The sequence below is a fragment of the Pedobacter riviphilus genome (assembly GCF_014692875.1).
Taxonomy (GTDB): domain Bacteria; phylum Bacteroidota; class Bacteroidia; order Sphingobacteriales; family Sphingobacteriaceae; genus Pedobacter; species Pedobacter riviphilus.
Window position 1 is genome coordinate 2267596 of the sequence record NZ_CP061171.1, and the last position, 14450, is coordinate 2282045.

Annotated in this window: 13 protein-coding genes; 4 read left to right on the plus strand and 9 right to left on the minus strand. The window is 37.4% G+C overall.

Features of this window, described 5'->3' with window-relative positions; translation table 11 throughout:
* On the plus strand, positions 1-1404 hold the full coding sequence (locus H9N25_RS09225) for an FAD-binding oxidoreductase (protein WP_190328687.1): 1404 nt from the start codon (positions 1-3) through the stop codon (positions 1402-1404).
* A gap of 73 nt (positions 1405-1477) precedes the next feature.
* On the opposite strand, the gene H9N25_RS09230 is transcribed toward H9N25_RS09225, so the two are convergent.
* Positions 1478-1966, minus strand: coding sequence for an acyl-CoA thioesterase (locus H9N25_RS09230; protein ID WP_190328688.1), 489 nt, complete (start codon positions 1964-1966; stop codon positions 1478-1480).
* A gap of 76 nt (positions 1967-2042) precedes the next feature.
* Between H9N25_RS09230 and H9N25_RS09235 the strand changes: the two genes are divergently transcribed.
* Positions 2043-2477 carry an Hsp20/alpha crystallin family protein gene (locus H9N25_RS09235; protein WP_057933057.1) on the plus strand — a complete coding sequence of 145 codons (435 nt, stop codon included), beginning with the start codon at positions 2043-2045 and terminating at the stop codon, positions 2475-2477.
* Positions 2478-2857: 380 nt separating this feature from the next.
* Positions 2858-4174, plus strand: coding sequence for a nicotinamide mononucleotide adenylyltransferase (locus H9N25_RS09240; RefSeq protein ID WP_167294422.1), 1317 nt, complete (start codon positions 2858-2860; stop codon positions 4172-4174).
* Between the two features lie 109 nt (positions 4175-4283).
* Here H9N25_RS09240 and H9N25_RS09245 read toward each other — a convergent pair whose 3' ends face one another.
* From H9N25_RS09245 to H9N25_RS09280, 8 genes are all read right to left on the minus strand, one after another.
* Complete coding sequence (locus H9N25_RS09245) at positions 4284-4982, minus strand: LytR/AlgR family response regulator transcription factor (protein ID WP_190328689.1); 699 nt, start codon at positions 4980-4982, stop codon at positions 4284-4286.
* A complete protein-coding gene (locus H9N25_RS09250) occupies positions 4979-6022 on the minus strand; it encodes a sensor histidine kinase (protein ID WP_190328690.1) in 1044 nt (347 codons plus the stop codon). The genes H9N25_RS09245 and H9N25_RS09250 overlap by 4 nt, the downstream gene beginning before the upstream one ends.
* Positions 6023-6176: 154 nt before the next feature.
* Entirely contained in the window at positions 6177-7400 is a 1224-nt protein-coding gene (locus tag H9N25_RS09255; RefSeq protein WP_167294425.1) for an ABC transporter permease, read from the minus strand.
* 12 nt (positions 7401-7412) lie between these two features.
* On the minus strand, positions 7413-8159 hold the full coding sequence (locus H9N25_RS09260; RefSeq protein ID WP_208398898.1) for an ABC transporter ATP-binding protein: 747 nt from the start codon (positions 8157-8159) through the stop codon (positions 7413-7415).
* Positions 8159-9352, minus strand: a complete 1194-nt coding sequence (locus H9N25_RS09265) for an efflux RND transporter periplasmic adaptor subunit (RefSeq protein WP_190328691.1) — start codon at positions 9350-9352, stop codon at positions 8159-8161. Before H9N25_RS09265 ends, H9N25_RS09260 begins: the two co-directional genes overlap by 1 nt.
* A 45-nt stretch (positions 9353-9397) precedes the next feature.
* Positions 9398-10693 (minus strand): TolC family protein, encoded by a 1296-nt coding sequence (locus H9N25_RS09270; protein ID WP_190328692.1) that lies wholly within the window; start codon positions 10691-10693, stop codon positions 9398-9400.
* 354 nt (positions 10694-11047) lie between these two features.
* Positions 11048-12070 carry a S66 peptidase family protein gene (locus H9N25_RS09275; protein WP_190328693.1) on the minus strand — a complete coding sequence of 341 codons (1023 nt, stop codon included), beginning with the start codon at positions 12068-12070 and terminating at the stop codon, positions 11048-11050.
* 501 nt (positions 12071-12571) lie between these two features.
* Positions 12572-12733 carry a hypothetical protein gene (locus tag H9N25_RS09280; protein ID WP_167294429.1) on the minus strand — a complete coding sequence of 54 codons (162 nt, stop codon included), beginning with the start codon at positions 12731-12733 and terminating at the stop codon, positions 12572-12574.
* A gap of 348 nt (positions 12734-13081) precedes the next feature.
* Here H9N25_RS09280 and H9N25_RS09285 point away from each other — a divergent pair, with 348 nt between their 5' ends.
* Positions 13082-14380 carry a DEAD/DEAH box helicase gene (locus H9N25_RS09285; protein WP_190328694.1) on the plus strand — a complete coding sequence of 433 codons (1299 nt, stop codon included), beginning with the start codon at positions 13082-13084 and terminating at the stop codon, positions 14378-14380.
* Positions 14381-14450: the final 70 nt, after the last annotated feature.

Sequence of the window (14450 nt, forward strand, 5' to 3'; positions counted from 1 at the left end):
ATGAATTTTACGAAGATAAATGCTGAAATTTTAGCAGAAATTAAAGCTGCTATTGGAGCAGATAAGGTTTTTACTGATGCTGATAGTTTAGAAAATTACAGTCATGATGAAACTGAGGATTTACGTTACCAACCAGAGCTGGTGGTAAAGCCAACTTCGCCTGAAGAAGTTTCTGCTTTATTGAAAATCTGTAATACATATCATGTACCCGTTACGCCGCGTGGAGGTGGGACAGGTTTAAGCGGGGCCGCTTTGCCGATTTATGGCGGTGTTTCTTTATCGATGGAAAAGTTTAAGACTATTCTTGATATTGATACCGAAAACTTGCAGGCAACCGTTGAACCAGGGGTGATTACCGAGGAATTTATCAATGCCGTAGCCGAAAAGGGCCTTCTATATCCGGTTGATCCAAGCAGTAAAGGATCTTGCTTTATTGGTGGTAACGTGGCGCATGGTTCTGGTGGGCCAAGGGTAGTAAAATATGGCACCATACGAGAATATATCTTAAATCTTGAAGTAGTTCTGCCTAATGGCGATATTATATGGACTGGTGCCAATACTTTAAAATATGCATCGGGTTACAACTTAACACAGTTGATGATCGGATCGGAAGGTACACTGGCTGTGGTGACCAAAATTGTAACTAAATTATTGCCTAAACCTAGTCAATCCGTTTTAATGATGGGCTCCTTTAGCACCAATGAAGATGCATGTGCAGCGGTTTCCGCAATTTTTAGGGCAGGTGTAACGCCATCGGCTTTAGAGTTTATGGAGCGGAAAGGAGTAGAGTGGGTAATTAAATTCGATGATATTAAATTCGATTTAAAAGATGATGTTGCTGCCCTGTTAATGATTGAGTTTGATGGAGATGATTTGGACGATATTTTTAAAAACTGTGAGAAAACCAATATCGTTTTAGAAGAACATAATTGCACGGAAGTACTGTTTGCAGATACTGCGGCTCAAAAAGAAGAACTCTGGCGGATGCGTAGAACCATGGCAGAATCAGTTAAATCAAACTCTGTTTATAAGGAGGAAGATACGGTTGTGCCGCGAGCAGCTTTACCTAAACTTGTTAATGGTATAAAAGAAATTGGTGCCAAATATGGCTTCGAAAGTGTTTGTTATGGGCATGCAGGCGATGGAAACCTGCATGTAAATATTATTAAAGCCGGAATGAGTGACGAAGACTGGAAAAACAAACTCAAATTCGGTATCGCAGAAATATTCGAATTAACCACTGCTTTAGGCGGAACATTATCTGGCGAGCATGGTATTGGCTTAGTCCAAAAAGATTTTATGCCAATTAAATATTCTGAAATCCATCTTAATTTAATGAGAGGCATTAAAAACATCTTTGATCCTAACGGAATATTAAACCCTGGCAAAATTATGCCTGATTAATTTTACTCGTCACCCTGAACTTGTTTCAGGGTCTTTATATAGATGCTGAAACAAGTTCAGCATGACGGCTATTTTATTGTTCTAACTGTTCAAAACCCAGCATTTTTTGCTTTTCCTCTTCTGGGATAGCAGTTGGTTTGCCTGTGGCGTAATCAACCGCAATGCAAACCGTTTTTCCTTTACTGCAGATGATCTCTTCTGTTCCTTTTATCTTAACAATCTGGTAGTCCAGGTCGAAACTTGTAGTACCAATCCTCGATGTTTTTACATGAATAGCGATTTTATCATTCATTACTATAGGTAGAATATAATCCAGTTCTGCGTGGGCAATTACGACTCCTGTTTTCTTCCAATCCCATTTTATAATTTCTTCCCAGTATTTTGTTCTGGCAATTTCTAGATAGGTAAAGTAGATTGAATTGTTTACATGACCCATCATATCAAAATCAATAAAACGCAAATGAATATTGGTTTTATAGTTGAATTTGTCTGAAAAACCCCTTATTTCTGCCAATTTGTCTTTTGATTTGGATTTATTTTGCCAAAATGTCTTAAAAATCATAAATATTTGATTTGGTATGCAAGTTGAATATGGTGTATTATCAATTTAAAAATTAAAAAAATAAAGAATAAGCGATATGACACTAGTAAATTTTAACAACAGAACCCGTAACACAGCTCCTTACTTTAACAATGTTTTCGATTCATTGTTTAGCGATGCAGTAACTAAAAACAAAATGGTTGATAAATCGCCAAATGTGAACATTTATGAAAATGAAGCTGCATATGTAATTGAGTTAGCTGCTCCAGGTTTGAAGAAAGAAGATTTTCAGATCAATTTAAAAAAAGACACACTTTCTGTTTGGGCAGAAGTTAAAAAAGACGAAACCCAGGTAGCTAAAGATTTTACACGTAAAGAATTTGATTATAGCTCATTTGCTAGATCATTTAATTTACCTGATAGTGCCGATGGTGATAATATTACTGCTGAATACAAAGACGGTATTTTATCGATCAATATCAGCAAAAAAGACGATGCTAAATTACAGCATAAAGAAATTGTAGTATCGTAATAAAGATTTTCTCGAGAGAGGATTTTTCATAATAGTTTAGTTTTTTCAAAGTTTATGAAGCTTGCATCAGGTGAATTTGATGTAGCTGCGATAGAGAGTTGATGCAGGTTTCATAATGGTTTAAGTTTAGGTTTATAAGGTTAATGCTGGATGGCATTAACCTTATTTTTTTACATTACATCCAGGTCGCCGTGCTGAATTTATTTTACAAGTAGAAATAGTGTTTTCAATTGCCTTGTAGCTACTTCGTGGTTAGCATCTTTCTTGCAAAGTAGACCCTGAAATAAATTCAGGATGACGTTTGGGAATGCAGTATTTAGATCGATTTTAAGTTACATTCTTAAAATTAGCTTAACCTCAATTTTTTGTACTTTTGCGGCATGGAGAGAGAAATTCTGGATACAAAGCGTAAGGCACTTAAAATAAACCTTGACCCAAGAATTTATGGTACTTTTGCCGAAATTGGAGCAGGGCAAGAAGTTTCACGAAACTTTTTTAATGCTGGGGCAGCATCTGGAACAGTAGCCAAAACCATGTCGGCTTACGATATGACTTTTAGTGATGCCATCTACGGAGCAGAAACCAACGGTCGTTACGTTAGTCAGAACAGGCTTTTACAGATGCTCGATCATGAGTTTGGCTTACTTAATGAGCGTTTATCAGGCGAGAAATATGAAAGTCGTACCTTTTTCGCCTTTGCCGATACCGTAACTACGCTAAATTACAAGCGTACAAACGAACCTCACGGTTGGGTTGGAATCCGTTTCCAAAGCGAGCCAGGAGGTTTGCCTAATGAAATCTTTTTCCACGTACGTTTGCTAGATACCGATGTAAACATGCAACAACGTGTTTTGGGCATTATTGGTGTAAACTTACTTTATGCTGCTTTTTATCATTATCAGGATCCAAAGCTGATGGTAGAATCGTTAGCCGATAATTTAACCATAGGTTCTGTAGAAATCGATCTGATTTCAGTTAAAGGGCCTGCTTTTCCAGGTATAGATAATATCTTGCTTAATCTGTATATGATTATGAAAGATTTCTCGGCGGCAGCAATTTTCGATGCAGATGCACATCCGCGTCAAGCTAAAGATCTTCTGTACAAAAAGGACATTATGATTTTAAGAACCAAATATGGTCAGAAATCATTACCTAACTTTAACTTGTTTAATAAGGCTACCGATCAGTTTAAACGTACAAATAAGGTAGAAGAGGGGAACCTGGCAGTGATGATTGAGGTTTTGGCGACCAATGTTTTAACAGATGCGCAAGAAACGCCCGATGATATTGATTTAGTAGCAGTGGCTAAACGTGCCCAGGAAATGTGCGATACCGGAAACATTGTTATTGTTTCTAATTTTACACGCCACAACCGTCTTGCAAAATATTTAGCCAGATGTAAACCAAAAAGTGTTGGTCTGGCCACCAACATCAATAACTTAAAATTTGTATTCAATTCTAAAAACTTTACCGGCGAAAACTACTCTGGCCAGTTGTTGAGTTACGTAAACGATATGTTTAATACGAATGTGCGGTTATTTGCTTATCCTTTTCTGGATAAAAAGACCAATCAGGTAATTACCACAGCCAATATGCCGGTTACACCAGAAGCCAAGCCATTGTTTGATTTTCTTTTAATTAATGGATATATTACTGATATTAAGGATTATAGCGAGGATGAGGTGAAGACGGTTTAAGGCTTACATGGTGTCATTCTGAGGCTAAATTTATCGCATAGCAATCAATATTAATGAATAAGGAAATAAGGATTTTTAGTGCATATTAGGTCGTGTTGCGCGAATTAAATTATTTAATCAACTTTTCAATTACCTGCTTATAGCTATCGCTTACGGGTAGCTCCTTATCCGCTATAAATAAAGCGTTTTTTCTAATGGATGTTATTTTGTTGATATTTACGATAAATGATTTGTGGATCCTCTCGAAATAAGCAGGCAGCTGTTCTTCTATACTTTTCATACTCATACGCACCACCGCGGCTTTTTGGCTCGTTGAAGTATGGATCTGGATATAATCTTTGAGTCCTTCTACGTAAGTAATCTCATTATAATTGATCTTCACCAAACTGTAGCCCACATTTACAAACATATAATCCTGCTTGGGTAGGTTGTTATGTTCTGCTGATTGTTTGAGTTGGTAAAGATCTTTGGCTTTATTACATGCTTTCATAAAACGGTCGAGCGATACCGGTTTCATTAAATAATCTACCACATCGAGCGCGAAACCATCTAAAGCATATTGTTTATAGGCCGTTACAATAATTACCATTGGCTTTTTAACCAAACTCTGGATAAATTGTAAACCGGTAATACCCGGCATCTGGATATCGATAAAAATGAGGTCTACCGATTGTTCCTGCATAATTTTATTGGCAGCAAAAGCATCATCGCAGCAGGTCACCAACTCCAAAAATGGAATACGGCTAATATTATCAGCCAGTAATTGCAGGGCTAATGGCTCATCATCAATGGCTAAACATTTTATCATGCTGTTAATTTTAAAGTGAGGTAAACATTAAACCAGCCATCTTTTTTCTCAATTTCCAGTTGATGATCTTTACCGTAAAGTAAGTTTAAGCGTCTGCTTACGTTCGCTAGACCAATGCCAGATGCGGCATCTTTTACCTCATTCTCATCTTCGCTAAATTTATTTCGAACAGTAAACGTCAAGAGTTCATCTTCTGTTTTTAAGTCAACAAAAATCTGTGGTTTTTCAATCATCCCAACCCCATGTTTAAAGGCATTTTCGATAAATGGGATCAGTAACATGGGTTCTATTTCGTCAAACTCACTTTCAATATCAATATTTGTCTCTATGACTACTTTTTTGCCGAAACGCTGTTTTTGCAGATCTATATAAGCCTGCAGGTATTCGGTTTCAGTTTTAATGGAGACCTTTTCTTCGTCGGTTTCATATAACATATATTGCATCAAACCGGATAATTTCATTACGGTTGGCTCCAATTCATTGCTTTTTAATCTTACCAGTGCCACAATGTTGTTTAAAACATTAAAAATAAAGTGTGGACTGATCTGTGACCGTAAAAACGAAAGTTCGGTTTTCATGTTCTCCTGTTCACGCTGCAAAGCTCTTTTTTCTTCGCTTATCCGGTCTGAGATCATGGTAAAAGCGGTACTGGCGGCAATGGTTAATAAAAAAGTTGGTGTGTTAAACCAAAGCGTTCTGGCAAGGTTGAAATCAAAATTGGGCAGTAAGATTCTGAATAGTACGGAGTGAATGGTAATGGCTAAAAGTAAACAGCCAATAAATGATAGGCCGTACCACAAATATTTCTTTTTATAGAAAAATGATGGAATTAAAACTTTATTATTTAAATAAAATATAGCAATCCAATAAAAGTAACTGATGAAATTTAATCGAAGGAACTGGTTTTCATCATAACTGCTTATTGGGTGGGGAGGACGGCTTCGGTTAACATTAATAATATAGGGCAAAGTGATCAAAACCACCCATACAAGAATGTGTAGGGTAATTTTTATCCACTTTTTGGAGAAATTAATTGTCATTATTTTTTCTTTGGCGCTTTGCATCGCTAAGTTATTATTTATTATGTTTTTTAATGTGTTTCGTCATGCTGAATTTATTTCAAAGTAAATGCGAAATGTTTTAAAATCTCCCGCCTGCGTGGGGATAACGAAACTTTTGTTTGGATACTTAATGCTACTCATACCTTAATGCATCGATAGGATCTAAATTAGATGCTTTTTTTGCTGGGTAATAGCCGAAGAAAACACCAGTAATGGCACATACAACAAAGGAAATAATAATTGAAGATTCAGCAATTAAAATTGGCCAGTTTAAGAAATAGGAGATGAGGTACGCTGAACTCACACCCAAAACTACACCTATAATTCCGCCAGTAATGCTGATTAAAATGGCCTCTATTAAAAATTGCATCAAAACATCTTGTCCACGGGCACCGATAGACATACGCAGACCGATTTCACGGGTACGCTCGGTAACCGAAACATACATAATATTCATAATCCCAATACCACCAATAAATAGTGAAATGCCTGCAATAGCGGTTAAAAGAACGGTTAGCATACTACTGGTAGAACTGATGGTGCTGATTAATTCGGCCTGTGTACGTACCTGGAAATCATCTGTTTCTGCTGGAGTTAACCTGTGGCTTTCTCTTATAGCTTCCGATATTTCGGTTGTGGCAGCTGCGCTCGAAGCCTCAGTTGTTGCGGAAGCATAAATACTCTGTAGATAATTGGTTGCAGTAATCCTTTTTTGTACAGTAGTATAAGGAGCGAGGATAATATCGTCCTGATCCTGTCCGAAGTTACTTTGTCCCTTAGGCACTAAAACACCGATTACCTGGAAAGGAATATTTTTAAAACGTATAATCTGACCAATTGGATTACTTCCATCAGGAAATAGATTATCGATAACTGTTTTACCTAAAAGACAAACTTTAGCAAAGCTTTTTACATCATTTTCAGAGAAAAGAATACCATCCTGAAGTTTTAGTTGACGGATGTTCAAATAATCTGGACTCACCCCAGCAATGGTAGTTGGCCAGTTATAACCACCTTTAATGGCCTGTCCGTTAGTAGAAACCACAGGCGATAAACCGTTTATATTTTTGGATTGCAGATTTTTAATGGCAGTAATATCTTCTAGTTTTAAGGTTTGGATGCTGCTTCCCTGCAAACGCACACCACCAGGTTCATTGCTTTGGGGCATAATGGTAATCATGTTAGAGCCCATTCCTGATAATGAAGACCTGATACTTTGTTTCGAACCCTCACCAATGGCCATCATGGCAATTACCGCCGCCACCCCAATAATGATACCGAGCATGGTTAAAAAAGCACGTAGCTTATTCCTTTTTAATGCCCTAAAGGCGATCTTTAATAAATTTATAATGCTCATGATCTTCTCAAATTAGTAATCGTCAGATTCTGGTAAATTGGCAAGTGCCTCTTTGGCCGAACGTTGATTTTGGTTAATGCTGTCCTTTTGGATTTTTCCGTCCCTAAGCATAATGGTTCTGGTACTAAAAGCTGCAATATCAGGTTCATGTGTTACAAAAACGATGGTTTTTCCTTCCGCATTCAGTTCCTGCATCAAAGCCATAATCTCATAAGAGGTGCGGGTATCCAGGTTTCCTGTTGCCTCATCGGCCAAAATCATCACAGGGTGATTAACCAGCGCCCTGGCAATGGCCACACGCTGTTGCTGACCGCCAGAAAGCTGACTAGGGGTATGATCAAAACGCTCGGCAAGTTTTACCGATTCGAGCGATTTTATGGCCCTTTCTTTGCGTTCTTCGGCCGTGATGGTTTTATTGTAAAATAAGGGTAGCTCTACGTTTTCCAACGCCGATGTTCTGGGCAACAGGTTATAAGCCTGGAAAACAAAGCCGATCTTGGTATTCCGCAACCCCGCCAGTTCATTACGATTTAAACCTTTAACATCTACACCATCAAGTAGATAACTGCCTTCTGTAGGTTTATCTAAACAGCCCAATATATTTAAAAGCGTAGTTTTACCCGAGCCACTACTGCCCATAATGGTTACAAATTCACCGGCTTTGATATCGAAAGTGATTCCTTTCAAAGCCCTAACGGTTTGATCGCCCATTACAAACTCACGTTTTAAATCGTGTATATCTAATATCTTCTGTTCCATTATCTTCTTCTATTACCGCCTGGGCGTTTTGGCATAAAAGGACTAGATTGGCCTTGTGCTGCCGCCTGACTTTTACCCATGCTTTGTGAACCTGTAACGACAACGTCTGCTGCCGCTAATCCTGATAAAACTTCAACATGAGTATTGTCGTTTATACCGGTTTTAATCTTTTTTTGTACCAGTTCTTTTGAATTTTTTTGCACCCAAACATAAGCTTCGTCAGCTCCAGCTGGTTTCCTATCGCGATTAACCCAGGTCATTTGATATTTACCAGCTAAAGTTGAATCTGGAGCGAATTTTATAGCCTTTGTAGGGATGAGCAAAGCATTGTTAACCTCTTTGGTGAAGATGGTGATGTTTGCTGTCATACCAGGTTTTAACTTATTCCCATCATTTGAAGTATTAATGATGGTTTTATAGGTAACCACATTTGAAGAAATAGATGGACTTAACCTGATTTCTTGTATGGTGCCTTTAAAAGTATCGTTTAAAAAGGCATCAACGGTAAATGTTGCTCTTTCACCTTTCGAGATATCGCCTACATCTGCCTCATCTACAGATGCTTCCACCTGCATTTTGGTCAAGTCTTTTGCAATACTGAAGATGGTTGGTGTACTAAAGCTCGCCGCTACGGTTGTTCCTTCACTTACACTTCTAGAGAGTACTGTTCCATCAATTGGAGAATAAATACTAGCGAGTGATAGGTTCTTTTGAGCAGAAGCAAGTTGAGCCTTAATGCTGTTAACCGATGCTTTTGAGGCATTGTAAGTATACAACGCGTTGTCGTAATCTGCTTTACTTACCGCACCAACTTTATACAAATTACTTTGACGGCTGAAATTGCCCTGTTGGTAAACCAATGCACTCTGCGCACTGACTAAGTTTGCCTGATATTGATTTACAGTGGCCTCAAATAAAGTTTTATCAAGTTCGGCCAATAGCTGTCCTTTTTTTACCTTCGAGTTAAAATCTGCATATAGTGTTTTGATGGTTCCTGATACCTGAGTACCTACAGCTACCGTATCAACCGGTTGCACCTTTCCTGTGGCCGTAACGTTTTCGGAGATATAACCCATTTTAGGTCTTTCGGTTTCGAGAACAACCACCTGTTCTTTTTTGCGTAAAGCGAAGTACCAAACCGCAAATAATGCAACCGCGATACCGATGATAATAAATATTGTTTTCTTTTTCATGATTCAAATATTAAGTAGACTAGGCGGTAGCCATCATCATGTATTTTAGTTAGTAATAGGAACTCCTGTATAAAAATTATAGATCTTGGTATAAAGGCTTGCTGTATATTTAGCCTGAACAAAGGCCTGTAAAGCCTGTACGTATAAATTTTTCTGTTGCAGGTTTTCTACAATATTGTTGGTGCCTTCTTTTAAAGCCGCATTCGAAATGCGTAAAGCCTCGCTGGTATAGTTAAACTGCTCTTGTGCAGCAGCATACTGGCTGTTAGCGTTCTGTACATTGATGTAAGCACGTTCTACATTTTGGGTCAGTGTTGTTTTGGCATCTAAAAGCGATAAACGGGCCTGCTCAATGCCAATATTAGCCTTGGCAACATTTGTTTTGGTTACTTTTCTATCAAAAATCGGAATTGAGAGTGTTAAACCTAAGTTTTGGTAAAAACTATTGTTTAACTGATAGCCGTAACCGCCGATATTGTTGTTGTTATAACCTGTATTTAGCGATCCCCCTAAACTCAGCGTTGGGCGTAAGGTCGATTTTGCTTTCGCCAGTTCGGTGGTTTGGAGCTGTATATTCAATTCTCCGCTTTTAATTTCCGGACGGGTACGCAGTGCCTGATCTTGTGCCGAAGCTAAATTATCCAGTACCGGGGCTACTGCAACCGTATCTGTTGTACTTACTTCAAAAGGGGCAGCCGTAGGCAACTGCAACAGTTGTTTTAAGGTTAAAATATTTTGCTGTAAAGTATTTTGTGCGGTAACCAAAGTATATTTATCATTGGCGTAAGTAGCCTGTAACTGCAACAAATCTTTTTTGGCAATGGTTCCAAACTTATATTGTTGTTCTGATTGTTTAACCTGAGCCTCGCTGGTGGTCAACAGATCTTTTAAATAGGTGATGTTTTCTCTGGCCAATAAAATATTCAGATAAGCCTGGGTGATGGAGATGGTAATGTCGTTTTTGGCCGCTTCTACTGATAGATTTGCGGTCTGTAAGCTGAGTTCTTTAGCCTTGATGTCATTTTTTAAATAACTTCCATTGTACAGCGTCATATCCGAACTTAAGCCAAAACCACTGGTGTTTTGTAAACCCGATTTATAATTGGTAATGGCTTGGGAAACATTTCCAGATAAATTTGGGAGTACAGCTGCTTTTGAAGCGATTAAATTTTGCTCTGCCGTTTGAGAATTCAGCTTTAAGGTATTGATGCTGATGTTTTTTTCTTTGGCATACTCGATAGCAGTTTTTAGATCCCAAACTTGTGGAATATCCTGAGCTTTGATTGTATAAGGCGCTACAAGCAAAATGAGTACGACAATATATTTGATGTATCTGCGCATGGCGAATAAATTTTGTGTCTATAGAACTATTGAACACAAAAATATATCCGGTTAAGGCCAGGTTTTTACAATTGAGACCAAAGGAGGAAATGCTGGGACGAACGCTTAAAACTTTGAGATCACTCAAAATTTATATTTTAATACAAATTGTAGTTTGTCTGTTTTTTTGGACCACTTTAGGCATCTTATGTTAGCTGGATTTCACATTAAAGACATCGTCGTGCTGAATTTATTTTACAAGTAGAAATAGTGTTTTCAATTGTCTTGTAGCTACTACGTGGTCAGCATCTTTCCTGCAATAAAGACCCTGAAATAAATTCAGGGTGATGGTCGCATATAGAATAATGGTGGATGTTAAACCGTTCGTAATACCGAGCCAGTTTCGTTAACAATTAAGGTATGGTTTATGCCACATTTTAAAGCAAAATTATTTCGTTGGTGGCCCACTGGGAAATCGAAAGCTACAGGATAATTGTATTCCTTTACTTTTTCTAAAATGCTATCGTAAATGGTTTTGCCGAATTCTTCTCCTTCATCGTCAGGTTTAACCTTAAAACCACCAACGATTAAGCCCTTAAGCTTTTTCAGTTTACCGCTGCGTTTTAAATTCCACAACATTCTGTCAATGCTGTAGAGGTATTCGCCAGTATCTTCGATGAAGAGGATTTTGTCTTTTGTATCTAAATCGGATTTGCTACCAGCCAAAGTTTCGATAATACTCAGGTTTCCACCAACCAAAATACCATCAACCTTTCCTTGCCTGTTATTAATGTTGATAGGGGCTGTGTAGCCCATTTGCTCACCGACCAAAGCATTTTTTATAGATAAAATTGTTTCAATCTGTATGGGTTCGGCTTTACTCCAATCATCAGGAAAACTATTACACATTTTGGAGTGGATAGAGGCAATGCCATAATTTTTGGCCAGGTGGCAATGTAACACGGTGATATCACTAAAGCCGATAATCCATTTGGGCCTCCTTTTAAAGGATGAGAAATCTAATTTATCAATTATCCGTACAAAACCATATCCGCCACGGGCACACATAATAGCTTTAATGGTGGGGTCGTCGAGCATTTGCTGAAAATCAGCTAATCGCTCGTCGTCTGTTCCGCCATAGGTAAAATCGCGTTTACCAATGGTATTGCCAACTTTTATGGTAAATCCCCAGCTTTGCATCTGTAAAAGCGAAGGCTGGATCTGTTCCTGAGTGATGTAACCTGCAGGACTTGTAATTCCAATGCTATCACCAGGCTGTAAATATGGAGGGATTTTAAATGATGAAGTTTCACTTTCAACCGTATTGGCAAATGTTTTAAAAATGGGAAGTACAGTTGTGGCTGCAATAAACGAAGAAAGGAAATGTTTTCTGTTCATCTAAAGTATAAATGTAATATCAATCAGACTAAGATATGATTTTAAATATTTGCATAAAAGAAAAGGGACTTATATCCATAAATCCCTTTTTAAACCAAACAAATTAATCTGTAAAAGATTAGTATAATGTGAATTATATAGATAACCGCGTATGATATAAAATGTTTTGAGATTTTGAAAAAAAGTTTTTGTCAATGCTGAGCGCTGCGAAGAATCTATTCATTATATGCAGTTTTTTTAACATAATCAAAAAGGTAGGATATTTGATTGAGATGCTTAGCTGTGCTCAGGATGAGGGCATCTGTGTAAAAAGGTAAAGGCTACCCATCGCGGGTAGCCTTTGCTAACAACAAAACAAATATAAGATAACCAAATCTTGCCTGATTGAGCAGAATCAGGGTAAAGTGCTATGAGATACACTTTGCGGCCTAGTAATGGATTCGAACCATTATAGAGAGTTTATGAAACTCTAACCTTCCTATCGGTCAACTGGCCATGTTTTTATAATTGCTTTAATGTTAAATAATCGCTTAGTTCTAAAATCTGATCTTTATTTAAGCTATCTTCATCCTTTGCAAACGAAGGCTCATCTGTTTCCGTTTGTAACGGATAAATGAGTTTCGGATATTCATCTATAGCTGGATATTGAAAATAAATCGACATGATTTTAACGTTTTAATTGTTCAACATATTTTGTTATTGATTAATGTTGAGCAAATATAGAAATAAGTATATAATATCTATAGATTTAGTAGTATTTATTTTATAAAATATTTTAACCTATTCATTTTCAGCAAAATAATTTTTATATAATCCACTGCTTTATTAGGAATACAGACCCGAACTAGATAAACGGGATAAGAACAAACTCAATTTTATTCAGTTTAACGGCACATAATGGAGCTATTGTAGTCATGTACGGCAACATCTGTTTCTCAAGGCTTTAAATTGAATTTCAGAAAAGCTAATTATTTTAAGGATATTTGCAATTCAAACATTAAAATAGTAATTGTGTCTTTAGATAAATTAAAACTTAGCAAACCACTTGTAGCGGCCATGACTGATGCAGGATTTTTAACCCCAAAAGAAATCCAAGCCAGAACAATGTCGCGCATTTTAGGTGGACAAGATGTTATAGCGGTGGGACCAGAGGGTTCGGGAAAAACAACAACTTACGTTTTAGCTACTTTAATGAAGTTGAAATACGCTTTTGAGGAAGCACCAAGGGCATTAATTTTAGTACCAGATGCAGAGCATGTGGATCATGTTCTGGAACAATTTAAATTATTAAACCGGAACAGCACATTCAGGATTTTAGGAATTGATAGCCGTGGCACTATTGATACGCAAATGAATGAAATTACAGATGGCTGTGATATTATCGTTGCTGTACCAGACCGTGCCCGTGCCCTGTACCTTAAATTAGCGTTAAACACCAACAAAATACAATTGTTTATAGTAGATAATGCTGAGCTTATTGTTAAAAAAGGCCTGCAGCTACCAGTTGTAGAATTGGCTAACAGTGCTTATAAATCTCAGCATGTGGTGTTTACCGAGGTAATGCACGAAAAATTGAACCACATGATTTCGCCATTTATGAAAGATTCTGCTGCGACCATCGAAGTAGATGAAATAGGCGAAAAGCAGGCAGAAGTTTATCAACAGATGCTTTATCAGTTGCCTAATTTCAGAACAAAGCTTAACCTATTAACCTTATTATTAAAAGATACAGAGGTTTTTGATAAAGTTGTGGTTTTTGTAAATACACGTTTAACTGCACAAACAGTTTATAAAAACTTTAATCAGCATAAAGAAGGTGAGATTAGCATTTACCGCTCTTTGTTTTTTGATGATAAAGGCTATGACGATATTGAAGACTTTAAAGATAACCCTGAGGCAAGAGTTTTAATTGTAGCTAATGAGAATTTAGGCGAACTCAATATTGAAGGAATTCCTTTTATCCTGCACTTCGAGTTGCCTGAGCAGAAAGAAACATTAATTCAGCGCATTGTTAAACATGGCGATGAAGATGTGGTAGCCATTACTTTTTCTACCGATATTGAATTGATTGAGGTGAAAAAAATTGAGCAGGCTATTGGCCAGAAATTAGTGCTAATGGAGTTGCCTGAAGATTTAAAAGTGGTTGATGCTGCTGCTAAACCTAAGAAAAAGAAGGGTGCTGAAGAAGATGAAACTTCTGAACGCGGTGCTGCTTTTCACGAAAAGAAAGCCAGTAACCTAAAAAACTACAATTATAGCGCAGGTACTAAAGCCAAAATGACTTATAAGAATAAAAAGGGATTGTCTTAATAACACAATCGCCCATAGAATCGTCCTCCTGAACTTGTTTCAGGATCTTTTAGCAATTGTCAATACTATA